General features: G+C 68.5%; 18 protein-coding genes and 1 riboswitch. Of the genes, 12 read left to right on the top strand and 6 right to left on the bottom strand.

The window, feature by feature from the left end:
* Positions 1 to 85: 85 nt before the first annotated feature.
* From MMG85_RS07200 to ilvC, 5 genes are all read right to left on the bottom strand, one after another.
* The gene (locus MMG85_RS07200; RefSeq protein ID WP_345778842.1) at positions 86 to 1639 is read right to left on the bottom strand and encodes a 2-isopropylmalate synthase; all 1554 of its coding nucleotides are present in this window, start codon (positions 1637 to 1639) and stop codon (positions 86 to 88) included.
* Positions 1636 to 2772, bottom strand: a complete 1137-nt coding sequence (locus MMG85_RS07205; RefSeq protein WP_241045423.1) for a threonine dehydratase — start codon at positions 2770 to 2772, stop codon at positions 1636 to 1638. The genes MMG85_RS07200 and MMG85_RS07205 overlap by 4 nt, the downstream gene beginning before the upstream one ends.
* A 72-nt stretch (positions 2773 to 2844) precedes the next feature.
* The gene (locus MMG85_RS07210) at positions 2845 to 3117 is read right to left on the bottom strand and encodes an ACT domain-containing protein (protein ID WP_241045424.1); all 273 of its coding nucleotides are present in this window, start codon (positions 3115 to 3117) and stop codon (positions 2845 to 2847) included.
* Positions 3101 to 4849 (bottom strand): acetolactate synthase 2 catalytic subunit, encoded by a 1749-nt coding sequence (ilvG, locus tag MMG85_RS07215; protein ID WP_241045425.1) that lies wholly within the window; start codon positions 4847 to 4849, stop codon positions 3101 to 3103. Before ilvG ends, MMG85_RS07210 begins: the two co-directional genes overlap by 17 nt.
* A complete protein-coding gene (ilvC, locus tag MMG85_RS07220; RefSeq protein ID WP_241045426.1) occupies positions 4846 to 5853 on the bottom strand; it encodes a ketol-acid reductoisomerase in 1008 nt (335 codons plus the stop codon). Before ilvC ends, ilvG begins: the two co-directional genes overlap by 4 nt.
* A gap of 368 nt (positions 5854 to 6221) precedes the next feature.
* On the opposite strand from ilvC, the gene ilvD reads away from it, so the two are divergent.
* The 10 genes from ilvD (at position 6222) to MMG85_RS07270 (ending at position 21083) form a co-directional block, all read left to right on the top strand.
* Positions 6222 to 8063, top strand: coding sequence for a dihydroxy-acid dehydratase (gene ilvD, locus MMG85_RS07225; RefSeq protein WP_241045427.1), 1842 nt, complete (start codon positions 6222 to 6224; stop codon positions 8061 to 8063).
* Complete coding sequence (locus MMG85_RS07230) at positions 8053 to 8916, top strand: PhnD/SsuA/transferrin family substrate-binding protein (RefSeq protein ID WP_241045428.1); 864 nt, start codon at positions 8053 to 8055, stop codon at positions 8914 to 8916. Before ilvD ends, MMG85_RS07230 begins: the two co-directional genes overlap by 11 nt.
* 74 nt (positions 8917 to 8990) lie before the next feature.
* Complete coding sequence (locus MMG85_RS07235) at positions 8991 to 10829, top strand: methyl-accepting chemotaxis protein (RefSeq protein ID WP_241045429.1); 1839 nt, start codon at positions 8991 to 8993, stop codon at positions 10827 to 10829.
* Positions 10830 to 10860: 31 nt separating this feature from the next.
* A riboswitch (TPP riboswitch) is annotated at positions 10861 to 10961 on the top strand.
* A 148-nt stretch (positions 10962 to 11109) separates the two neighbouring features.
* Positions 11110 to 12996 carry a phosphomethylpyrimidine synthase ThiC gene (thiC, locus tag MMG85_RS07240; RefSeq protein ID WP_241045430.1) on the top strand — a complete coding sequence of 629 codons (1887 nt, stop codon included), beginning with the start codon at positions 11110 to 11112 and terminating at the stop codon, positions 12994 to 12996.
* 94 nt (positions 12997 to 13090) lie between these two features.
* A complete protein-coding gene (locus MMG85_RS07245; protein ID WP_241045431.1) occupies positions 13091 to 13690 on the top strand; it encodes a DUF4136 domain-containing protein in 600 nt (199 codons plus the stop codon).
* Positions 13687 to 13854: a hypothetical protein gene (locus MMG85_RS07250; protein WP_200947390.1), complete on the top strand. Its 168-nt coding sequence runs from the start codon at positions 13687 to 13689 to the stop codon at positions 13852 to 13854. The genes MMG85_RS07245 and MMG85_RS07250 overlap by 4 nt, the downstream gene beginning before the upstream one ends.
* A 10-nt stretch (positions 13855 to 13864) precedes the next feature.
* A complete protein-coding gene (locus MMG85_RS07255) occupies positions 13865 to 14557 on the top strand; it encodes an ion channel (RefSeq protein WP_241045432.1) in 693 nt (230 codons plus the stop codon).
* Positions 14558 to 14817: 260 nt separating this feature from the next.
* Positions 14818 to 17115, top strand: a complete 2298-nt coding sequence (locus MMG85_RS07260) for a winged helix-turn-helix domain-containing protein (RefSeq protein ID WP_241045433.1) — start codon at positions 14818 to 14820, stop codon at positions 17113 to 17115.
* A gap of 148 nt (positions 17116 to 17263) precedes the next feature.
* The gene (locus MMG85_RS07265; RefSeq protein WP_241045434.1) at positions 17264 to 18172 is read left to right on the top strand and encodes a helix-turn-helix domain-containing protein; all 909 of its coding nucleotides are present in this window, start codon (positions 17264 to 17266) and stop codon (positions 18170 to 18172) included.
* Between the two features lie 58 nt (positions 18173 to 18230).
* Complete coding sequence (locus MMG85_RS07270) at positions 18231 to 21083, top strand: TonB-dependent receptor (protein WP_241045435.1); 2853 nt, start codon at positions 18231 to 18233, stop codon at positions 21081 to 21083.
* Positions 21084 to 21223: 140 nt separating this feature from the next.
* Here the strand turns inward: MMG85_RS07270 and ppa are convergent, their stop codons facing one another.
* Positions 21224 to 21778 carry an inorganic diphosphatase gene (gene ppa, locus MMG85_RS07275; protein WP_055937232.1) on the bottom strand — a complete coding sequence of 185 codons (555 nt, stop codon included), beginning with the start codon at positions 21776 to 21778 and terminating at the stop codon, positions 21224 to 21226.
* A gap of 154 nt (positions 21779 to 21932) precedes the next feature.
* Between ppa and MMG85_RS07280 the strand changes: the two genes are divergently transcribed.
* Positions 21933 to 22718 carry a lytic transglycosylase domain-containing protein gene (locus MMG85_RS07280; RefSeq protein WP_241045436.1) on the top strand — a complete coding sequence of 262 codons (786 nt, stop codon included), beginning with the start codon at positions 21933 to 21935 and terminating at the stop codon, positions 22716 to 22718.
* 105 nt (positions 22719 to 22823) lie between these two features.
* Positions 22824 to 23330: a hypothetical protein gene (locus MMG85_RS07285; protein WP_241045437.1), complete on the top strand. Its 507-nt coding sequence runs from the start codon at positions 22824 to 22826 to the stop codon at positions 23328 to 23330.
* Positions 23331 to 23355 lie beyond the last annotated feature (25 nt).

Raw genomic sequence — 23355 nt, forward strand, 5'->3', positions numbered from 1 at the left:
CCAAGTTGCTGTTGCCTGACTCGCTGAGCAAGAAGCAAAGAGCACGATGGATTCCGGCTTTCGCCGGAATGACGGTTCAAACTTCCTAGGCGGCCGCTGCTTCCTGCTTCTCTATGCGCCGCTGCCGCAGCAGCCGATTCGCCACATCCAGCCAGGCCAGCGCGCTGGCCTCGATGATGTCCTTGCTGGTACCGGTGCCTTCGTGATCTTCGCCGTCGCAGCGCACCGACAGGCTTGCTTCGCCGCGCGCATCGGCGCCGATGCCGACGCTGTGCACCTGATAGCTCTCCAGCTGCAGCTGCACGCCGGTGGCGGCGGCCAGTGCGCTGAACAGCGCATCGACCGGGCCATTGCCCTGCGCGGTTTCGGAGATGCGGTTGCCGTCCGGGTCGGACAGTTCGACCAGCGCGTTGGCGCGGCTGCCGACATCGCTGATGGTCATCGACGACAGCCGGTAGCCATCGCTGACCGCGGCGTCCTGCATCAGCGCCTGCAGGTCGGCATCGCCGACCACGCGCTGCTTCTCGCACAGTGCCTTGAACTGCTCGAACACCAGCTTCAGCTCGTCCTCTTCCAGCCAATAGCCGAGCGCGCGCAGGCGCTGTTCGACGGCGGCGCGACCGCTATGGCGGCCCAGCACCATCTGCGACGACGGCCAGCCCACGTCCTGCGGCTGCATGATCTCGTAGGTGCCGCGGTGGCGCAGCATGCCGTGCTGGTGGATGCCGGATTCGTGGGCGAACGCGTTGGCGCCGACGATGGCCTTGTTGCGCTGCACCGGCATGCCGACCAGCCGCGACAGCAGCTGCGAGGTCGGCACGATGCGCTGCGTGTCGATGCGCGTGTCCAGGTTGTAGAAGGCATTGCGCACCTTCAGCGCCATCACCAGTTCCTCGATGGCGCAGTTGCCGGCGCGCTCGCCGATGCCGTTGATCGACCCCTCCACCTGCCGCGCGCCGCCCTCGATTGCGGCCAGCGAGTTGGCCACGGCCAGGCCCAGGTCGTTGTGGCAGTGCGCGCTGAACACCACCCGGTCGGCGCCGGGCACGGTGGCGATGGCGCGCTCGAACATGCCGCGGATCTCCTCCGGCGTGGTGAAACCCACCGTATCCGGCAGGTTGATGGTGGTGGCGCCGGCGGCGATGGCGGCGGCGATGGCCTGGTGCAGGAAGTCCTCTTCGGTGCGGGTCGCATCCTCGGCCGAGAACTCGATCTCGTCCACATGGCCACGAGCCAGCCGCACGTGCGTGTCGATGGATTGCAGCACCTGCTCGCGGCTCATGCGCAGCTTGTGTTCGCGGTGCAGCGGGCTGGTCGACAGGAACAGGTGCAGGCGCGGCCGGGCGGAGGCCGACAGCGTGCGCATCGAGGTCTCGATGTCGCCCGGCAGGCAGCGCGACAGTACCGCCAGCGTGGTCTCGCGCATTTCGCGCGAGATAAGCGCGTGTGCCTCGCGGTCGGACTGCGAACTGGCGGGAAAGCCGGTCTCGATGATGTCCACGCCCAGCTCGGCCAGGCCGCGGGCCATCACCAGCTTCTGCTGCGGCGTCATGCTGCAGCCGGGGGACTGCTCGCCATCGCGCAGGGTGGTGTCGAAAATTCGGATCTGCGCCGGGGCGGAAGGGGTTGGCGTATTCACCAGATGGATTCCTCGTGTACTTCTGTTGCCAAGGCGGGGGCCGCGATGCGGCGTGCGCCGGTCTTGATGGGGGTGGGGGAAACGGCCGCGCGCGTGGCGTCGCGGCCGCCGGCAAGGGAAGGTTCGCCCTCCACCGCGCGGCGTCGCGGTTTGCGCGGCGGACGCGGGCGGACGTCGGACAGCAACTGCGCCAGCACGGCGGCGTCGATGTTACCGCCGGACACCACGGCGCACTTGCGCTTGCCGGCGACGCGACGACCGGCGGCCAGCGCCAGCGCACCGGCGCCCTCGGCGATCAGGTTCTCCTCCAGCGCCAGCCGCACCAGCGTCTCGCGCAGCTCGGCCTCGCGCACGATCACCACGTCGTCCAGCAACTGCGTGCACAGGCGGCGGGTGATGAAGCCGGGCACCTTGACGCGCACGCCGTCGGCCAGCGAGGCGACGGGGTCGAGCGGCGAGACATCGCCCTTCATCGCGCGGATCATCGAATCCACGCCTTCCACCTGTGCACCGACCACGCGCACGCCCTGCGACTTCAGCGCCAGCGCGACGCCGGAAGCCAGGCCGCCGCCGCCGATCGGCACGATCACCACGTCGGGCGTGTGCGGTGCGATCTCGATGCCGACCGTGCCCTGGCCGGCGATCACGTCCGGATCGTCGAACGCGGACAGGAAGCGGTAGCCGTTCTGTTCGGCCAGTTCTTTGGCGAAGGCGAAGGCTTCGTCGTAGCTGTTGCCGTGCTGACGCACGGTGGCGCCCCAATGCGCGACGCCGGCGATCTTGGTGGCCGGCGCGCCATGCGGCATCACCGTGATCGCCTGCACGCCCAGGCGGTATGCGGCCCAGGCCAGGCCCTGCGCATGGTTGCCGGCCGAGGCCGCGATCACCGGACGCTGGTCGCCACGTTCGCGCGCGGCCAGCAGTGCATTCAGCGCGCCACGGACCTTGTACGAACCGGTGCGCTGCAGGTTCTCCAGCTTCAGCATCACGCCGAAACGTTCGGCGTGGTGCATCGGCGTGGGCGGCAGATAGCGGCGCAGCCGCGCCTGCGCGGCCAGCACGTCGCCCACGGTGACGACGACGTCGCCTACGTCGGGATCGGTGCTGGCACTGGCGCGGCCGGCATCAGGCATCGCGGCACGCGTGCGGGCGATGTCGAAGAAGACGCCTCCGGACCACGACGTCCGCGTTGGCGGAGGTGGCGTTCATGCGGCACGATCCTGCGTGCGACGGTCCCGGCTCAGTTCCTGCACGGCACTGAAGGACAGTTCCTCGACGTCGTAGATCTTCAGCAGTTGCTGGCGCAGGGTTTCTGGCGCGCGGGTACTGTCGATCACCAGTGCCAGCGCCCAATAGCCTTCGCTGTCGTGGGTGGCATGGACCGCATGGGGCGGAAAACCACGGCGCTCGATCATGCCCAGCACGCGCACCAGTGCGCCCTCGGCAGGTTTGAGCTTGAGTTCAAGCCGGTAACGCATTCTTCTTCTCCGGGCCGTCGGCGGCGACGGCAGGCTCGGCGGATTGCTTGGCCGGATTGGCATCCAGCATCGAGCTGTTGGCGTGGTTGGGCGGTACCAGCGGCCAGACGTTCGCCTTGATGTCGATGGTGACGTGCAGCAGCGCCGGACCCGGCGTGGCCAGCAGGTCGGCCAGCGCGCCCTCGACTTCATCGCGCTGGCTGATGTGGTGCGCGGGAATGCCGAACACGCGCGCCAGCGCGGCGAAGTCGGGGTTGTCGGACAGGTCGATCTCGCTGTAGCGCTCGGCGAAGAACAGTTCCTGCCATTGCCGCACCATGCCCAGCGCGCTGTTGTCGATCAGCACGATCTTCACCGGCAGCTTGCAGCGGGCGATGGTGGCCAGCTCCTGCACGTTCATCATGAAGCCGCCGTCGCCGTTGACCAGGATGACGGTGCGGTCGGGACAGGCGAACTGCGCGCCCATCGCCGCCGGCAGGCCGAAGCCCATGGTGCCCAGCGCGCCGCTGGTCAGGTGGTTGCGCGGATGGGTGAACTTGCAGTGCTGCGCCACCCACATCTGATGCTGGCCCACATCGCAGGCGACGATCGCGTCCGCCGGCGCCACTTCGCTCAGCCGCTTCAGCAGGCCGGGCGCGTAGATGTCGGTACCGGGCGCGTCGTAGCGGAAGCCGAAACGCTCGCGGTGGCCCAGGCAGCGCGTGCGCCAGGCATCGCAGGTGCTGCGCGCGGCCGTCAGCGCCTTCAGGCTGGTGGCAACGTCGCCGGGCACCGCGATGTCGGCCGTGCGCAGCTTGCCGATCTCATAGGCGTCGGCGTCGATGTGCAGCACGCGGGCGAACGGCGCGAACTCGGCGAGCTTGCCGGTGGCGCGGTCGTCGAAACGCGCGCCGACCACGATCAGCAGATCGCATTCCTGGGTGGCCATGTTGGCCGCCCGCGTGCCGTGCATGCCCAGCATGCCCAGGTAGTGCGGATGGCTGGCCGGCAGCGCGCCCAGGCCGCGCAGCGTCAGCACGGTGGGGATCTTCGTGGCGTCGACGAACTGCCGGAAGGCTTCGACCGCATCGGCGATGCCGATGCCGCCGCCGCCGTAGATCAACGGTTTCTCGGCCCCGGCGATGGCCGCCAGCGCGTCGGCCAATTTCGCATCGTCCGGTGCCGGCAGCGGGTCGACACTGGCCGGCACGTGGTCGGGCAGATGCGAGGCATCGGCCATCTGCACGTCCTTCGGCAGATCGATCAGCACCGGGCCGGGACGTCCCTCGCGCGCGATGCGGAAGGCATCGGCAACGACCTGCGGCAGGTCGTCCACGCGCCGCACGATGAAGCTGTGCTTGACGATCGGCAGGGTCAGGCCGAACACGTCCAGTTCCTGGAACGCGTCCGTGCCCATCAGCGTGGTGGCGACCTGGCCGGTCAGGCAGACCATCGGCACCGAGTCCAGCATCGCGTCGGCGATGCCGGTCACCAGGTTCGACGCGCCAGGACCGGAGGTGGCCACGCAGACGCCGACCTTGCCGCTGGCGCGGGCATAGCCGTTGGCGGCCAGCGCCGCACCCTGTTCGTGGCGCACCAGGATGTGCTTCAGGCGCGAATCCACCAGCGCGTCATAGAACGGCATGATGGTGCCGCCGGGATAGCCGAACAGCGTGTCCACGCCCTCGGTTTCCAGGGCGTGGGCCAGCCAGCGGGCGCCATTGCGCGGAGCAGTGGCCGCAGCAGCGTTCATGCGGCGGCCTGCTCGTCTGTATCCGGTTGCGCGGCGTTGGCCTGCAGCCACACCATCTTCGCGCGCAGTTCCCTGCCGACCTTCTCGATCGGGTGGTCCTTGTCGGCCTGCTGGAACTTCTTGTAGTTCGGCAGGCCGGCGTCGTACTCGGCCTGCCAGTTGCGGGTGAAGGTGCCGTTCTGGATGTCGGTCAGCACGTCCTTCATGCGCGCCTTCACCGAGGCATCGATGACGCGCGGGCCGCTGACGAAATCGCCGTACTGCGCGGTTTCGGAGATGAACTCCAGCATGCGGGTGATGCCGCCTTCGTAGAACAGATCGACGATCAGCTTCAGTTCGTGCAGCACCTCGTAGTAGGCGATCTCCGGCTGGTAGCCTGCTTCCACCAGTGTCTCGAAGCCGGCCTGCACCAGCGACGACGCACCGCCGCACAGCACGGCCTGCTCGCCGAACAGGTCGGTCTCGGTCTCTTCCTTGAAGGTGGTCCTGATGATGTTGGCGCGCGCGCCGCCCAGGCCGCCGGCGTAGGCCAGCGCGAACTGCTCGGCCTTCCCGCTCGTGTCCTGGTGCACGGCGTAGATGCACGGCACACCGCGGCCGATCTCGTACTCGCGGCGCACCAGCGCACCCGGACCCTTGGGCGCCACCAGCACCACGTCCAGGTCGGCGCGCGGTTCGATCATGCCGAAGTGGACGTTCAAGCCGTGCGCGAACAACAGTACCGCGCCGTGCTTCATGTTCGGCGCCAGCACGTCGGCGTAGAGCTTCTTCTGCACCATGTCCGGCGTCAGCACCGCGACCAGGTCGGCGTCCTTCACCGCGTCGGCCGGCGCCTTGACCACGAAACCGTCCGCCTGCGCCTTCGCTTCGGTCGGGCCGCCCGGGCGCAGGCCGACGGTGACGTCGAAGCCGGAATCGCGCAGGTTGAGCGCATGCGCGCGGCCCTGGCTGCCGTAGCCTACGACGGCGATCTTGGGTTGCGGGAGAGCGTTGGCGGTGGTCATGGAGCGTGATTCCTGGAGGGTTGAGGAAAAGGGAAAGGCGCTTAAACAAAAAACCCCGCACTTCTCAGTGCGGGGTTTCGCGAATCTGGCGTTGCTTGTTGCTTACACGCCGGTCCGTCCCGCAGTTGTGGGCGAGGTAATAAGGACGAGTACGAGAACGGGCGCCGCAGTGGGTGCGGTGAGGTCGGTCGTCGTGGGCGTGTGGCGCTGCAACATGCGGCAAGAGAAACATGCCGCTCGGAAGCGTGTCAAGCGATTCGGCGGGCTTTTCGACGATCGGATGATTTCACTCGATATGGTTGCAACTGAAACCGTGGAAAGCCAGCAGAATCAAGGCTTCCCACGTCGTCGCCGCATCGCTGGTTTTCATGCCCGAGTACCGCTCCAAGACCTCCACCCACGGCCGCAACATGGCCGGCGCCCGCGCGCTGTGGCGCGCCACCGGCATGAAGGACGAGGACTTCCACAAGCCCATCGTCGCCATCGCCAACTCGTTCACCCAGTTCGTGCCGGGCCACGTGCACCTCAAGGACCTCGGCCAGCTGGTCGCGCGCGAGATCGAGCGCGTCGGCGGCGTGGCCAAGGAGTTCGACACCATCGCCGTCGACGACGGCATCGCGATGGGCCACGACGGCATGCTGTATTCGCTGCCCTCGCGCGAGATCATCGCCGACTCGGTGGAGTACATGGTCAACGCGCACTGCGCCGACGCGCTGGTGTGCATCTCCAACTGCGACAAGATCACGCCGGGCATGCTGATGGCGGCCATGCGGTTGAACATCCCGACGGTGTTCGTGTCGGGTGGCCCGATGGAAGCTGGCAAGACGCGGCTGGCCGGTCACAAGCTCGACCTCGTCGATGCCATGGTCATGGCCGCCGACCCGAACGTGTCCGACGAAGAGGTCGCGGCCGTGGAGCGCAGCGCCTGCCCGACCTGTGGCTCGTGCAGCGGCATGTTCACCGCCAACTCGATGAACTGCCTGACCGAAGCCCTGGGCCTGGCGCTGCCGGGCAACGGTACCGTCGTCGCGACCCATGCCGACCGCGAACAGCTGTTCAAGCGCGCCGGCGTGGTGGCGGTGGAGCTGTGCCATCGCTGGTACGGCGGCGAAGACGCGAGCGCGCTGCCGCGTGGCATCGCCACGTTCGAGGCGTTCGAGAACGCGATGACGCTGGACATCGCGATGGGCGGTTCCACCAACACCATCCTGCACCTGCTGGCCGCAGCGCAGGAGGGAGAGGTGCCGTTCGACATGCGCGACATCGACCGGCTGTCGCGGCGCGTGCCGCAGCTGTGCAAGGTGGCGCCCAACACGCAGAAGTACCACATCGAGGACGTGCATCGCGCCGGCGGGATCATGGCGATCCTCGGCGAACTGGCCCGCGGCGGACTGCTGCACACCGGCGCCGCCACCGTGCATGCGAAGACGCTGGGCGACGCCATCGCCAAGTGGGACGTCACCCAAAACGACGACGACGCCGTGGCCACGTTCTACAAGGCGGGGCCGGCCGGCATTCCCACCCAGATCGCCTTCAGCCAGGCCACGCGCTGGCCGTCGCTGGACACCGACCGGGCCGAAGGCTGCATCCGCAGCGTCGAGCATGCGTTCTCGCACGAAGGCGGCCTGGCCGTGCTCTACGGCAATCTCGCGGTCGACGGCTGCGTGGTGAAGACGGCCGGCGTAGACGAATCGATCCACGTCTTCGAAGGCACGGCGCGCGTGTTTGAAAGCCAGGATGCGGCGGTGGCCGGCATTCTCGGTGACGAGGTGAAGGCCGGCGACGTGGTGGTGATCCGCTACGAAGGTCCCAAGGGCGGACCGGGCATGCAGGAAATGCTGTATCCGACCAGCTACCTGAAATCGAAAGGCCTCGGCAAGCAGTGCGCGCTGCTGACCGACGGCCGCTTCTCCGGCGGCACCTCGGGCCTGTCGATCGGGCATGCGTCGCCGGAAGCGGCGGCGGGCGGTGCCATCGGTCTGGTGCGCGATGGCGACCGCATCCGCATCGACATTCCGCAACGGTCGATCGAGCTGCGCGTGTCCGACGAGGAACTGGCCGCACGGCGCGCCGCACAGGACGCGACCGGCTGGAAGCCGGCACAGCCGCGCCCGCGCAAGGTCAGCACCGCCTTGAAGGCGTACGCCCTGCTCGCCACCAGCGCCGACAAGGGCGCGGTGCGTGACAAGGCCCTGCTGGATGCCGTCTGATACGCGGATGATCGCGCGCTTCGTCCTGTTCCTGCTGCTCACGCTCGCGGCGCTGCCCCTTTCCGCAAAGGAGGAAGCGCGTACGCCGTGGGTCGTCGCCACCTATGCCTATCCGCAGCGCGATCGCACAGCGGCGATCCAGCCGCTGGCCGACTACCTGGCCCGGCGCGGCCGCCATCCCGTGCAGGTCAAGGTCTTTCCGTCGCCGACCGCGCTGGTGCAGGCAATGCGCGATGGCCAGGCCGATGTCGCGGTGCCCAATCTGCATGGCTACCTGCAGACGCGTCGCGAGGTCGCACGGGTCACCACGTTGCCGGTGCCGCAGGTGCCGGCGTTGCAGGCGGACCGTTACCGCGCGGTGCTGGTGGCACGGCAGGTCGCGTCGCCCGCCGAGTTGAAGGCGAAGGCAGGCCAGTTGCGCCTCGTCTTGGTCGGTCGCGATTCGGCGTCCGGCGGCTTCGTGCCGGTGCAGTACCTGCGTGGCGAGGGACTCGATCCGGCCAAGGCCTTCGCGTCGGTCACGTACGCGGGTTCGCATGCAGCGGCATTGCAGGCGGTCGTCGACGGACGTGCCGATGTCGCCGCACTGGCCGGCGATGTCCATGACGCGTCGCGTCCGGACAACGTCAACGTGCTGTGGCGTTCCGATCCCATTCCACCCGGACCGCTGCTGTGCCGTGCGGCGACCGGCGTGCCGTGCCAGGCCATCGCCGCGTGGCTGTTGGAGGCGCATGCCGAGGCTCCGGACGTGATGGCCGCGCTGCGCGCCGGCTGGCCCGAATTCGGCGATGCCACGCGCTTCGTTCCGGCCGACATGGTCCGTGTGTCCGACGTGGCGCTCGGACAGGACTGAGTACCGGGCAGACCCGAACCGCATGCTCAATTCCTCTCTGCGCCGGCCGCTACCGGTAGACGGGGGAGAGAAAAATGGCGGCGACAGAAGACAGGCAGGCCGGGGGTACGAGCAGGGAAAGTGTCCTGCCGGACGCGCCGGTGGGACTGGTGCGGCTGGATGCCGCCGCACGCGTGGTGGCGGCCAACCGCGCCGCGTGGGACCTGCTGGCGCTGGCGCCCGATGCGGTGCTGGGGCAGCCCTGCGAATGCCTGTGGGGCCTGCCGGCCGCCGCGCTGCACGATGAAGAGGGCAGCTGGTGCGCACCGGGCGGCGATCCCGCGCGCCGCATCCGCTACCAGGCCGACCGCGACGGCGAGGGCTGGCTGCTGTCGCTTCCGCATCCGGAGACCGCCGCCCTGCTGCGCGATGCCGCGCGCCTGGCGAAGGGCGAGATTGCCGTCGCCGCCAGCCCGGCCTTGCGCGATATCGCACAACGCCTGGCCGACGCCGCCACCGAGCGTGCGCTGCTGGAGCGCATCGGCGGCCTGCTGGGTGGCTGCGATCTGGATCTCGCGCTGCCCGATGCGCAGGCCGCGCACCCGTTGTCGCGGCAGATCGCCGCCGGCTTCGGCAACCTCGCCGAGGCCATCCGCCAGGCCGTGGCGTTGTCGGTGCAGGTAGCGGCGGAAGTGCCGCATCTGGTCGGCGACAACGATGAACTGCTGGACCAGTCGCAGGCGCAGGTCGCCGCGCTGGACACCGTGCTCGACGCGACCCGGCGCCTGCTGCAGGGCTTGCAGGGCGCGGGCGAGGAACTGCAGGCGGTGATCGGCGTGGCAGCCAGCGCCGACGCCAGCGCGCGCCAGGGCATGGAAGCCGCACGCCAGCTGGGCGATGCGATGCGCGAAGTCGAGCGTCGCTCCGCCCGTGCCGGCGACGTCATCGAAGTCATCGACGCGGTGGCCTTCCAGACCAACATCCTGTCGATCAACGCCAGCATCGAAGCCGCCCGCGCCGGCCCGGCGGGACGCGGCTTCGCCGTGGTCGCCACCGAGATCCGCCGGCTGGCCGAACAGGCCGCCGCCGCGGCACGCGACGTCCGCGTGATCCTTGACGAAAGCGGGCGAGCGCTCGGCGAAACCGCGGCATCGGCCGAAGCGACCGGCCACGTGCTCGGCGGCATCGGTGACCTGCTGGCGCGCGCGAGCCGGGCGATGGAATCGGTGGTCGAGCGGGTGTCGGCGCAGGACGACGAGATCACCGCCATCGATGCCGCCGTCGAACGCGTGGCGGCGCTGAGCCGCAGCAACCTGGAACACGCCGGCCATGTCGCCGCGCGCGGCACCGCGCTGGCGCAGGGCACCGACACCTTGCGCGATTGCGTGGGCCTGTTCCGGCTGCCGGCCGATCCGCTCGGCCATCGCCGCCATGCCCGCGTCCGCGATCTGGCGCAGGCCGCCGCGGTCCGCATCGGCCAGGCGCTGGCGCAGGAGCTGCATGAGGGACGCATCGAGGCGGACGGCCTGTTCTCCCGCGACTACACGCCGGTACCCGGGGTGGAGCCGGCCAAGTTCACCACCGCCTTCGACGCCCTCTGCGACGAACTGCTGCCGCCGCTGCAGGAGCCGGTCGCGGCCCGGCACCCCTGGATCGTCTTCGCCATCTGCGCCAACCCGGACGGCTACGTGCCGACGCACAACCTGCGCTTCACCCAGCCGCTCACCGGCGACCGCGCGGTGGACCTGGTGGGCAACCGCACCAAGCGCATCTTCGCCGACCGCGTCGGCCGCAGCGTCGGCGCGCATACCGACGCCTACCGCCTGCAGGTGTACCGGCGGGACACCGGGCAGATCATGTTCGACCTCTCGGTCCCCGTGTTCGTCGATGGGCGGCACTGGGGCGGCTTCCGCGTGGGCTACACGCTGGAATGAACTCGCCTGCCCGGCGTTTGTGCTCTAATTCGCCCCGAAGCGGGGGTATCGCCGGCCGGGCCGGTGATTGAGACAGACCCTTCGAACCTGATCCGGTTGAGACCGGCGTAGGGAAGCTTCGCAGGCTGCGCCGTGTTGCCGTGTCGTCCCTCGTGGGCCCGCCATCCGTCCGTCGCCGCGCCGCCGCTTCGTCCGTGATGCGATTCCCTCGCGTCGCATTATGCGAATCCCTCGCAAGAGCCCGCACATCCAGGTGCGGGGATTCAAAAGGACGATGCCGATGAATGCCATTCCCAAGCCCGCCACCGATCTGCTGCAGCAGACCGGGCAACTTTCCGAATCCGTGACCCGGCCGATCCCCGGCTCGCGCAAGATCTTCGTGCAGGGCTCGCGCGCCGACCTGCAGGTGCCGATGCGCGAGATCGCGCTGACCCAGACGCCCACCATCTTCGGCGGCGAAGACAATCCGCCGGTCACCGTCTACGACACCTCCGGTCCGTATACCGATCCGGCCGCGACCATCGACCTGGCCGCCGGCCTGCCGGCGCTGCGTGCGAAGTGGATCGAGGAGCGCGGCGACACCGAACAGTTGCCGGCGCTCAGCTCCGAGTTCGGCCGTTCGCGCGAGACCAACGCCAAGCTCGACAGCGTGCGCTTCCCGGGCCGCATCCTGCCGCGCCGCGCCAAGGCCGGCGCCAACGTCAGCCAGATGCACTACGCCCGGCGCGGCATCGTCACGCCGGAGATGGAATACGTGGCCATCCGCGAGAACCAGCGGCTGGATGCGGTGCGCGATGCGATGCTGCTGAAGCAGCATCCTGGCGAGGCGTTCGGCGCCAGCATCCAGAAGTTCATCACGCCGGAATTCGTGCGCGACGAGATCGCGCGCGGCCGCGCCATCCTGCCCAACAACATCAACCACCCGGAAAGCGAGCCGATGATCATCGGCCGCAACTTCCTGACCAAGATCAACGCCAATATCGGCAACTCCGCGGTATCGTCCGGCATCGCCGAGGAAGTGGAGAAGCTGGTGTGGTCGATCCGCTGGGGCGGCGACACGGTGATGGACTTGTCCACCGGCAAGCACATCCACGAAACGCGCGAGTGGATCATCCGCAACTCGCCGGTGCCGATCGGCACGGTGCCGATCTACCAGGCGCTGGAAAAGGTCGACGGCCGTGCCGAGGCGCTGACCTGGGAGATCTTCCGCGACACGCTGATCGAGCAGGCCGAGCAGGGCGTGGACTACTTCACCATCCACGCCGGCGTGCTGCTGCGCCACGTGCCGCTGACGGCCAAGCGGGTGACCGGCATTGTCTCGCGTGGCGGTTCGATCATGGCCAAGTGGTGCCTGGCGCACCACAAGGAGAACTTCCTCTACACGCACTTCGAGGACATCTGCGAGATCATGAAGGCCTACGACGTGGCCTTCTCGCTGGGCGATGGCTTGCGTCCGGGCTGCATCGCCGATGCCAACGACGCCGCGCAGTTCGGTGAACTGGAAGCGCTGGGCGAGCTGACCAAGATCGCGTGGAAGCACGACGTGCAGTGCATGATCGAAGGCCCCGGCCACGTGCCGATGCAGCTGATCAAGGAGAACATGGACAAGCAGCTGCGCGAGTGCGGCGAGGCGCCGTTCTATACGCTCGGCCCGCTGACCACCGACATCGCGCCCGGCTACGACCACATCACCAGCGCGATCGGCGCGGCGATGATCGGCTGGTACGGCACGGCGATGCTCTGCTACGTCACGCCGAAGGAACACCTGGGCCTGCCCAACCGCCAGGACGTGCGCGACGGCATCATGGCGTACAAGATCGCGGCGCATGCGGCCGACCTGGCCAAGGGCCATCCCGGTGCGCAGGTGCGCGACAACGCATTGAGCAAGGCGCGCTTCGAATTCCGCTGGGAGGACCAGTTCCACCTCGGCCTGGATCCGGAAAAGGCCAAGGAATTCCATGACGAGACGCTGCCGAAGGACGCGCACAAGCTGGCGCACTTCTGTTCCATGTGCGGGCCGCATTTCTGCTCGATGAAGATCACCCAGGATGTGCGCGACTACGCCGCCGAGCATGGGGTGGAGGAGCAGGCGGCGCTGGAGGCCGGCATGGCGGAGAAGTCGGCGGAGTTCCTGGCGCAAGGTGCGCAGGTGTATCGTCAGGGCTGATCCGGCCGGGCGGGACGCATCCGGCCGGGGCCGGCACGCGTAGTGTTCACGGGACGTGCGCCATCATGGCGGCGTCCCCGACAGGAGAACGATCATGGCCCGATTCGCCCGCAATGCCGGCCGCTGGATGCTGGCCGCCGGTGTCCTTCTACTCGCCGCTTGCGCCACCGGTCCGCGCGTCACCAGTGACGTGGACCCGTCCGCCAACTTCGGCCAGTACCGCAGCTTCGCTTTCTATTCGCCACTGGCGATCGAAGGGCAGGGGTATGCCACGCTGACCAGCGGCCGCACCAAGGACGCCGCGCGCAGGCAGATGGAATCGCGCGGTTATGTCTACGACGAGACCTCGCCCGACCTGTGGGTGAACCTCAACGCTTACATGCAGGAAAAGACCGACGTGGTGAACACGCCGGAGGTCGATTACGACTATTACTACAGCTACCGCGCGCGCCGCTATGTGTCGGTGCCGTACTGGCGCGACCGCACCGACGTGTACACGTACACCGAAGGCACCTTGAACGTGGACCTGGTGGATGCGAAGCAGAACCGCCTGGTCTGGACCGGCGTGGCGGTCGGCCGCGTGGGCCGCACCAAGCCGGAAGAACGCGGCGCGAAGATCGATGCGGCAGTGGCGGAGATTTTCCTGCGCTATCCGTACCGTGCCGGCAGCGGCACGCCGGCGGCGACGCCGTGAAGGGCAGCGGTCCGGGCATCGCCAAGGCCGGTATCGGCTTCGGCACGGCGCTGGCCATCACCATTTCGTGGAGCGCCAACAAGTCGCTGCTGTGGGCGGTGATCCATGGCCTGCTGTCGTGGATCTACGTGGTCTATTACGCACTGGTGTACCACTTCAAATGAGTGCCGCCGCGTGACGACACCTCTGCGTTGGCTGCGCTGGCTGGTGACCGCGCGGCGTCACCCCTGCGCCTTCCTGCTGATCGTGCAGCTGGCCGGCATTCTGCTGTACCCGGTCATGGAAGACACGCCGGCCGGCCGCGCGCTGTTCGGCGCCTTCGGCATCCTGGTGCTGGCGCTGGCCCTGTGGGTGGTCAACCGCAGCGCAGCGGTGAACTGGGTCGCGTGGTCGCTGGCCATTCCGTCCGTCCTGCTGTCGGTGTTCGCGGCGGTCTTCGACGTGCAGGCGCTGTGGATCTACGCCCATCTGCTGGAAAGCGGCCTGTACTTCTACACCGCCGGCAGCCTGATCGCCTACATGCTGCAGGACCATTCGGTCAGCAGCGACGAACTGTTCGCGGCGGGCGCGACCTTCACGCTGCTGGCGTGGGCCTTCGCGTTCGCCTTTTCGGTGTGCCAGCAGTGGTATCCGGGCAGCTTCACCGCCGCGGTGGATCCGCAATCGCCGCGCAGTTGGATGGAACTGCTGTTCCTGAGCTTCAGCCTGTTGTCGGGCGTGGGCCTGAGCGACGTGGTGCCGATCCTGCCGCAGGCCCGCGCGCTGGTGATGCTGGAGCAGTTCGCCGGCGTGATGTACATCGCCGTGGTGGTGTCGCGCCTGATCGGCCTGACCATCCTGAAATCGCCCGCGCGCAAGGCGGAGTGAGCTTCTTCGCGAGATAAAAAATTCGCGCCTTGCGGCGCGAATGTTGGAGCTCGTGTAGTAGGACGTCGGCGAGAGAGAGAGTTGCCTGTGATGCTCCCGTTCAGGGCGAGCACGAGGGTCACTGTAAAATGCACCGCGACGGTGCGCTTTCCCCGTACTGCCTTGGCACTTTGCCGAATCTGCCGGATCGCTTGGCCCGACGCGCTGCAGGCATTAAGGCACATGACGGACCCTGGACGACAGCGCAGCATTCGCTCCCGATGAGATCCCCCGACTCCGCCGCTCCACCGCCAGGCGATCGCCTGAAGGTGGGGGAATGCCTGGTTGATGTGCCGCTGCGTGAAATCCACGCACCGGGCGCGCGCCGGCCTGCGCGCATCACGCCGAAGTCGATGGGCGTGCTGCGCGTGCTGGCGGAGAATCCGGGGCGGGTGGTCACCCGGGAGGCGCTGCTGGCGGCCGTGTGGCCCGATACGTTGCCGACCAACGACGTGGTCACCCAGGCCGTCACGCAACTGCGCAAGGCTTTCGGTGAGCGTGCGGAGGGCCCGCGTTACATCGAGACCATCGCCAAGAGCGGTTATCGCCTGCTGGTGGACGTGGAATGGCTGCCGCGCGAGGCCGACGAGAACGCGGTGGCCGAGCAGATGGACCCCGGCAGTGACGCCGCGCCGGCGCCCGTCCAGGTGGAGCCGGCGCCCGCGACGGCGGTGGGCGCCGACGCGCGCCACGCGCTGCTGTTCCGGCGCTGGCGATGGGGGCTGGGACTGGGCGTGCTGGCGATCGCCTGCATGGCGGCCGCGCTCTGGTGGTCGGGAGCCCGCCGCCCCCAGCTTGGCGCGCAGGACGAGGTGACCGCGTTGCTGCCGGCGGCCAGGCCGTACCGGCTGATCACCTCGGCGCCGGGATTCGAGATGTCGCCCACCTTGTCGCCGGACGGCTCGCAGGTCGCCTACCTGTCCAGCATGACCGAGGAACTGGCGGGCACCGCGATCCTGGTGCAGACCACCGAACCGGCCCAGCCTCGCACGCTTACGTTCCCGCCGGAAGGCGCCTGGGACACCAACCCCGAGTGGTCGCCCAGCGGCCGCGAGATCGCCTTCCTGCGCCGCTCGCCCGGTGAGGACTGCCGCATCATGGCGGTCCAGGCCAGCGGCGGCGAGCCGCGCGTGCTGGGCCAATGCGACCCGCACAACCGGCCCTCGTTCGACTGGACGCCCGACGGCAACGGCCTGGTGTTCAGCAGCCCCTTGAGTGGCGACGGCGAACCGGGGCTGCGCCTGCTCGACCTGGCGACCGGCCGTCGGCGCGCACTTGATTACGGCGCCAGCGCGCAGGACGTGGATACCGCGCCGCGCTTCTCGCCGGACGGACAGTGGATCGCGTTCATCCGCAACACGCCGTTGGGCGACCTGTGGCGGATTCCCGCCGGCGGAGGACGCGCCGAGCGCCTGACCCACCAGCGCGCGGAGCTGCGCGGATGGGACTGGACCTCCGACGGCAAGGCCATCGTCTTCGGCCGTCGGGTGGACGGCCACACGCGCCTGTACCGGCTCGACCTGTCGACACGGACCCTCAACGACCTGGGGATCGAGGACGCCCAGGCGCCCGCCGTCGCCGCGCAGGCCAACCAGCTGGCCTTCGTGCAGCGCAAGCCGCAGTTCGGTCTGTACCGCATTGGCGATGCCGCCGACGGCGGGGTGCGGCCCTTGCAGCGCCTGTTCCCGTCCTCGGGCCGCGACTCGCTGCCGTCGGTGGCGCCGGATGGTCGGCAGATCGCGTTCACGTCCGACCGCTCAGGCGAATACGCGCTGTGGTGGGCCGACATGGAGCGGCCTGCGTCGTTGCGGCTGATCGAAGGCATCCGCCCCGAATCCCGCCATCTGCCGGCCTGGTCCCCGGACAGCGGCCGGCTGCTGGCGATCGGCACCGATGCCAGGGGCCACTACGGCCTGCACGAACTCGAACCCGGCAGCGGCCAGTTGCGTCCGCTGCCGGTACCGGTGCCCGCCGGGGACCTGCTGTTCGCCACCTACATGCCGGACCCCGACCACGTGCTGGTGGTCGCCGGGAACGGCGACGGCCAGCAGCTGGTGCTGTTCGACCGCCGGAGCAGCCCGTGGCGGCGCCTGGCCACCATCGAAGGCGTGTCGTTCGCGCGCCCTGACCTGGCGCAGGGCCGGGTGTTGTTCACCCGGCTCGCCCGCGATGGCCTGTGGCAGTCGGACCTGGACCTGACCGCCGCCAGCATCCGCCAGGTCGATGGCAGCCGCCCCGCCAGCCAGCGTTACCGGACCTGGACGGTGACCGAGGATGGCCAGATCGAATACCTCGAACAACTGCCCGGGTGCTACGTCAGCCTGCGCCACATCGGCGTCGGGCGCGCCCACGCACCGCCGCGGTGCCTGGAGCCCACCCACCTGGCCACCGTCAACGGATTCAGCGCACATGCGCGCGAACGTGTGACCTACGTCTCGATGGCCGTCGTGGACGGCTCCGACATCGGCTTCCTGTCGCTGGATCCTGCGCCGCCGCGCACGGGTGGCGGCTTCCGCTAACTGCTTGGCGCGCAAGAAGAAGTTTCCTTCGTAACTTTATCGGAACCGCGTTCGGCAAGATTTCGTCGACATTTCCGACAAACTTCCTGCCTGTCCCCGCCCCGACACGGCACATCACGTCCACACGTCATGCAAAGTGGAACGACCGATGGAGCAAACATGGTGGGCCGACCGCGGACAGCTGGTCCGGCTGGACGCGCTGGAAGGGGCGGCATCGAGCGGCTGTGTCGCGGTGTCGCGGCTGGGGGGCGCGCAGGCGGGCGGTGACCTGTTCACGATATGGGTGCAGTTGCGCGGCGCCTCCTGGGTCGAGTCCAAGGAAGGACGTTTCCGCCTGCGGCGCGGACAGTGGATCGCACTGGATCGCGATTCCAAGCCGCTGGTCCAGAGTGATCGCCACGGGCTGTGCCTGGGCATCGTGCTGAGCAGCGACGGGGTGAAGGCGATGGCCCGGTTCGCCGATGGGCCGCTGTATTCCGGTCGCGGCCGGCTGAACCGCCGCGACGCGCTGACCCTGCTGCGCCTGTGGCGGGCGGCTTCGGAACGCGGCGCCGACGGCGCCGATGCTTACGCACTACGTCCATTGCTGCTGCATGTCGCCGCCGTCCAACAGGAACTCGACCGCTACATCCAGCGTTGCCCGGGCCGCTCGCGCTCGCGCAAGCGCCAGGTGTTCGGCCGCCTGCAACGCGCACGCCTCTATCTGGAAGGCAATTGCGACCGCGTGGTCCGCATCAGCGAACTGGCGGAACTGACCAGCTTCTCGAGCTGGTACTTCTCGCGCACGTTCTACAGCCTGTACGACGAAAGCCCGCAGGCGGCCGCGGCGCGCCTGCGGCTTGAACACGCGGCGGACCTGCTGCGCAGCACGTCGATGATGGTGGGCGAGGTGGCGGCGGCGTCGGGCTTCGACAACTGCTGCAGTTTCGCGCGCGCATTCCGGGCGCGCTTCGGCACGTCCGCCAGCCGCTATCGCACCGCCTCGTTGGCGTCGAGGACAGACTCGGCAAAGTCATCGGGCGTCGGCCGCAAAGCGGTGTTGAAGACTGGAACGTAAGTTTGCAAGGCGTTTTAACACGCCCATAACGCAACACGTTCCTCTGAGGAGAGATTGAATGAACCACCGCAATTCGCGTCGTGCGATGCGGGTCGGCATGCTGCCGGCCGGTATCGCCATCGCACTGATCCCGGCGTTCGCCAGCGCGCAGGAAGCCACCGCTGAGACTTCCAGCACGACCACGCTGGACCGCCTGGAAGTGACCGGCTCGCGCATCCGCGGCGCCGACATGGAGACGCAGCAGCCGATCATCACGCTGAGCCGCCAGGACATCGAGAAGCAGGGCTTCACCTCGGTCGCCGACATCCTGCAGAACCTGACGTCCGCCGGTTCGCCGGCGATCTCGCGCTCCGACGCGCTGGCCTCCGGCGAGAACGTGGGTGGTTACTACATCGACATCCGCAACCTGGGTGCGCAGCGCACGCTGATCCTGCTCAACGGCAAGCGCCTGGGTGCGACGACGGCCGGCTTCCAGGACCTGAGCCAGGTCCCGATGTCGGCCATCGACCGCGTCGAGATCCTGAAGGACGGCGCCTCGGCGATCTACGGTTCGGACGCCATCGCGGCCGTGGTCAACGTGATCACCCGCAAGCGCTTCGACGGCGCCGAAGCCGAGGCCTATTTCGGCCAGTACAGCGAAGGCGACGGCGAGACGCAGACCTATTCGTTCACCACCGGCTCGACCAACGACCGCGGTGGCACCACGCTATCGGTCGAGTACTCCAAGCAGGAGCCTGTGTTCGCGCGTGACCGCTGGTTCTCGAAGGACGGCAACGCCGGTCCGGATTACCCGGGTTCGGGTTGGAGCCCGGTCAGCCAGAACGGTTCCTGGTTCGGTCCCTGCGGCCCGGGTGGCGCTGACGACTGGTGCACCCTGCGTGACGGCGGCGACCCGACCAATGCCGCCGACTACGTGCCGCACAGCGCCGCGTACAACGCCAATGCCAACCTGCAGATGATGCTGATGACCGGCATCGAGCGTCGTTCGGTGTTCGCGAACTCGAACTACGACGTGACCGACAACATCACGTTCAACGCCGACATCCTGTACAACCACCGCATCACCGACCAGCAGATCGCCGGCTATCCGTACCAGTCGGCCGCGTTCGGCACGCCGATCTCCGGCGACAGTGCGTTCAACCCGCTGCCGGGCACGGACATCGACTTCCGCCGCCGCCTGTGGGAAGTGCCGCGCACCACCCGCAGCGAGCTGGAAACCTACCGCTTCGCCGGTGGCTTCTCGGGCTTCTTCGAGACCGGCAGCAAGACCTGGGACTGGGATGTCGGTGCGCTGATCAACCGCAACAACACCACCAAGACCGGTCATGGCGACATGAGCCTGATCGCGTCGCGCCAGGCGCTGGGTCCGTCGTTCATCAACGCCGACGGCGTCGCCCAGTGCGGTACCGCGGCCGATCCGATCGCGCTGAGCGCCTGCCGCCCGTGGAACCCGCTGCTGCCGAACGGCGTGGCCGGCCAGGGTTCGCTGGCCGATCCGGACCTGCAGCGCTTCCTGTTCCCGTACTACACCGACACCGGCACCACCCGCACCACCAGCTACACCGCCAACCTCGCCGGTTCGCTGTTCGAACTGCCGGCTGGTGAAGTGGGCATCGCCGTGGGCGTCGAGCACCGTCGCGAGCAGGGCCGTTTCGTGCCGGACGCGTTCGCGCAGTCGGGCGAGAGCACCGGCCTGGCGGCCACGACCACCGAAGGCGATTACTCGCTGGACGAGGTCTACATGGAGCTCAATATCCCGGTGCTGTCGGACATGGCGTTCGCCAAGGAACTGACCTTCAACCTGGCCAGCCGCTACTCGGACTACAGCAACTTCGGTGACACGCTGAACAGCAAGTTCGGCTTCACCTGGCGCCCGATGGACGAGCTGCTGGTCCGCGGCACCTACGCCGAAGGCTTCCGCGCGCCGACGATCTCCGACCTGTACGGCGGCATCGGCAGCAGCTTCGAGTCGTACACCGATCCCTGCGGCGTGGGCGCGGTGAACAGCGTCAACGGCAACGCGGCGTGCTCCGGCGCGGGCGTTCCGCTGGGCTACGTGCAGCTGGGCCAAGGCCTGGTGCCTTGCACGGCGTATCCGTGCCAGACCCCGGACCAGTTCATCAGCGGTTCGGACCCGAACCTGCTGCCGGAAACCTCCGAGAGCCGCACCGTCGGCATCGTGTGGAGCCCGCGTTGGGTGCAGGGCCTGGACATCTCGCTGGACTGGTACAACTACCAGCTCACCGACATGATCATCGAGGACAGCGTCGACCGCATCCTGCGTGACTGCTACGTGCTGGGCAACGCCGCGCGCTGCAACGGCGTGGTGCGCGCCGCCGACGGCCACATCACCGACCTGTTCTACGGCCTGGCCAACCTGGGCGCGATGGAAACGGAAGGCTGGGACCTGGGCGTCAAGTACCGCCTGCCGGAACTGTCCGTCGGCCAGTTCGCCATCGACTGGCAGAGCTCCTACGTCAGCAAGTACGACGAAGCCGGCGAGAACAGCGCGGGCGAGCCGATCACCATCGGCCGCGTCGGCGAGCCGGGCATCTTCCGCGTACGCTCCAACCTGGGCGTGAGCTGGGAGAAGAACAGCTTCGGCATGGCGTACACCGCGCGCTACTACTCGGGCATGAACGAAGCCTGCGTCGCCGGCCGTCCCTGCAACGACCCGGACCGTTACCAGAACGGCGAAGGCGCCGCTCAGCGCCAGACCGGTTCCAACACGTTCCATGACGTGCAGTTCAGCTGGAAGGCGCCGTGGAATGCCACGATCGCCATTGGTGCCAACAACGTGTTCGACCACCGCGGTCCGGTGATGTTCACCTCGCCGAACAGCGACTTCGCCTACTACGGCGGCTTCGACATCGGTCGCTACATGTACATGAAGTACCAGCAGCGCTTCTGATCCCGTCGGGATCACGCACTGTCGTTCCAGACCACGGCCCCGCAAGGGGCCGTGGTTTTTTGTGCCCGGCCCGTGACGCAAAAAAAAGAAGGCCGCCCAGGGCGGCCTTCTCGTCCACGAGCGCGTTGCCGCGCCGGGGCTCAGAACTTGTGCTTTTCGTCTTCCGGCTGCGCGGCCTGGCGGGCGATGGCGTCGACCAGCACGGCCTTGGCTTCGGCGGCGTTGCCCCAGCCGTCGAGCTTGACCCACTTGCCCTTCTCCAGGTCCTTGTAGTGCTCGAAGAAGTGGCCGATGCGCTCCAGCCAGTGCGGGCTGACCTGGTCGATGTCGCTGATGTGGCTGTAGCCGGCGAACACCTTGTCCACCGGCACGGCCAGCAGCTTCTCGTCGCTGCCGGCTTCGTCGCTCATGCGCAGCACGCCGACCGGGCGGCAGCGGATCACCGAGCCGGGGATCAGCGGCAGCGGCAGCACCACCAGCACGTCGGCCGGGTCGCCGTCGCCGCAGAGGGTGTGCGGCACGTAGCCGTAGTTGCAGGGGTAGCGCATGGGCGTGGAGAGGATGCGGTCGACGAAGATCGCGCCGCTGGCCTTGTCCACTTCGTACTTCACCGGCTCGGCATCCTTGGGGATCTCGATGATGACGTTGATTTCGTCCGGCGGGTTCTTGCCGGCGCTGACCAGATCCAGGCCCATTGCGTGCTCCGAGGGGGTGCGGTGATTGAGGGCCGGCATTTTACGCGCTTGGCTGCTGCGGCGCAGCAGGACGATGGGCGCGGTGGCCGGCCGTCGGCGCCGGCGGCGTGATTCAGGCTGTCCTTCAGCTTGCCGGGCCTAGAATCCGCCGCCCATGACGCCTCTCCGTGCCGCCGCCGGCCTGCTGCTGACGGGGCTGGCCCTTGCCAGCCCGGATGCGGCCGCGCGGACGGTGTACCGCTGCGTGCAGGGCGGGACGGTCAGCCTGGCGACCGCGCCGGAGCCGGGCTCGAAGTGCGCCGCCAAGGAGATCGACGACAACGCCGTCAGCACGCCCAACCTGTGGGGATCGATGGGCGTGTTCAGCGGCACGCTGTACGAGCGCGAGCAGGACGGGCAGAAGGTGTATTCCACCCGCAACCTGCCCGGTTCCACGCCGTACCTGAAGTTCACCGTGCAGACCCCGCCCGGCGAGCCGGCGCATCCCGGCCTGGGCCGGGTGGGCAAACCGCGGCTGGACCGCTACCCGAGCGAGTTCAAGGCCGCGTCGCGCCGGACCGGCGTGGACGACGCCTGGCTTCGCGCGGTGGCGCATGCGGAAAGCGACTTCGACGCCAAGGCGGTGTCGCCGAAGGGCGCGATGGGCGTGATGCAGCTGATGCCGGAGGTGGCGAAGGAATACGGTGTGGCCGACCCGTTCTCCTCCAGCCAGTCCATCGACGCCGGTGCGCGCCACCTGGGCCTCTTGATGAAGCGCTACAAGGGCGACCTGACGCTGGTGGCCGCTGCCTACAACGCGGGCATCGGCACGGTGTCGCGCTATGGCGGCGTGCCACCTTATGCCGAAACGCAGGAATACGTCTCCAAGGTCACCGCGCTGTACGAGCTGTACCTGCGCGCGCTGGGCCGCAAGCAGGCGCCGGAGCGGCCGGCGCTCTGAGCGGCAACGTCGGCTGCGCCGGCGTCCGCCTTCACCTCGCGTCCGCAGCCGCGCGCCTAGCGTGTGGCGGTGGCCCGGCCTTCGTCTGCCGGGCAGGAGCCCGTCATGAAGCACCGCCGCGTATTCAGCGCCCCCTCCGTCGCCGTCGCCGAAGCCGCCCTGCGGCGTGCCGTCGGCGCGGGCATCGCCCCCGACCATGCCGCCCTGATCGGGCGTCCGGAGACCGAAGTCCGTGACGTGCCCGACCACGAGAAGGAAGCCGCCCCGACCGACTTCAGGCCGGCCGCCGTGCGTGGCCTGGTCGGTGGCGCCGTGCTCGGCCTGCTGCTGGGCGGTGCCGCGATGCTGGTACCTGCGGTCGGCATCCATCCCGCCGGTGTGGCCGTGTGCGTCGTGATCGGCGGCTGCGTGGGCATGTGGGCGGCGTCGCTCGCCGGCTCGGCGGTGCCCAGCGAAGTCCGTCGCGACTATGAGGCGCAGCTCGAGGTCGGGCAGGTGCTGCTGGTCATCGACGACGAGGACGAGGCGCGGCTGGCGCAGGCCACGGCGGCGGTGCTGGCGACCCCCGGCGTTGCGCGCCTGCAGGTGCTGCCGCACGGCCTGCTGCAGTAGCGCCGACCGCGACGTATCATCGCCA

Origin of the sequence: Pseudoxanthomonas sp. LH2527 (genome assembly GCF_022539275.1) — a bacterium.
GTDB lineage: Bacteria > Pseudomonadota > Gammaproteobacteria > Xanthomonadales > Xanthomonadaceae > Pseudoxanthomonas_A.

Bases quoted from the DNA above. Each gene is read 5' to 3' on its own strand.
- ilvC (WP_241045426.1), bottom strand. From the start codon at position 5,853: ATGACCACCGCCAACGCTCTCCCGCAACCCAAGATCGCCGTCGTAGGC.
- MMG85_RS07205 (WP_241045423.1), bottom strand. From the start codon at position 2,772: ATGCCTGATGCCGGCCGCGCCAGTGCCAGCACCGATCCCGACGTAGGC.
- MMG85_RS07235 (WP_241045429.1), top strand. From the start codon at position 8,991: ATGGCGGCGACAGAAGACAGGCAGGCCGGGGGTACGAGCAGGGAAAGT.
- MMG85_RS07265 (WP_241045434.1), top strand. From the start codon at position 17,264: ATGGAGCAAACATGGTGGGCCGACCGCGGACAGCTGGTCCGGCTGGAC.
- MMG85_RS07270 (WP_241045435.1), top strand. From the start codon at position 18,231: ATGAACCACCGCAATTCGCGTCGTGCGATGCGGGTCGGCATGCTGCCG.
- ilvG (WP_241045425.1), bottom strand. From the start codon at position 4,849: ATGAACGCTGCTGCGGCCACTGCTCCGCGCAATGGCGCCCGCTGGCTG.
- MMG85_RS07280 (WP_241045436.1), top strand. From the start codon at position 21,933: ATGACGCCTCTCCGTGCCGCCGCCGGCCTGCTGCTGACGGGGCTGGCC.
- thiC (WP_241045430.1), top strand. From the start codon at position 11,110: ATGAATGCCATTCCCAAGCCCGCCACCGATCTGCTGCAGCAGACCGGG.
- MMG85_RS07245 (WP_241045431.1), top strand. From the start codon at position 13,091: ATGGCCCGATTCGCCCGCAATGCCGGCCGCTGGATGCTGGCCGCCGGT.
- MMG85_RS07285 (WP_241045437.1), top strand. From the start codon at position 22,824: ATGAAGCACCGCCGCGTATTCAGCGCCCCCTCCGTCGCCGTCGCCGAA.
- MMG85_RS07230 (WP_241045428.1), top strand. From the start codon at position 8,053: ATGCCGTCTGATACGCGGATGATCGCGCGCTTCGTCCTGTTCCTGCTG.
- ilvD (WP_241045427.1), top strand. From the start codon at position 6,222: ATGCCCGAGTACCGCTCCAAGACCTCCACCCACGGCCGCAACATGGCC.
- MMG85_RS07260 (WP_241045433.1), top strand. From the start codon at position 14,818: ATGAGATCCCCCGACTCCGCCGCTCCACCGCCAGGCGATCGCCTGAAG.
- ppa (WP_055937232.1), bottom strand. From the start codon at position 21,778: ATGGGCCTGGATCTGGTCAGCGCCGGCAAGAACCCGCCGGACGAAATC.
- MMG85_RS07210 (WP_241045424.1), bottom strand. From the start codon at position 3,117: ATGCGTTACCGGCTTGAACTCAAGCTCAAACCTGCCGAGGGCGCACTG.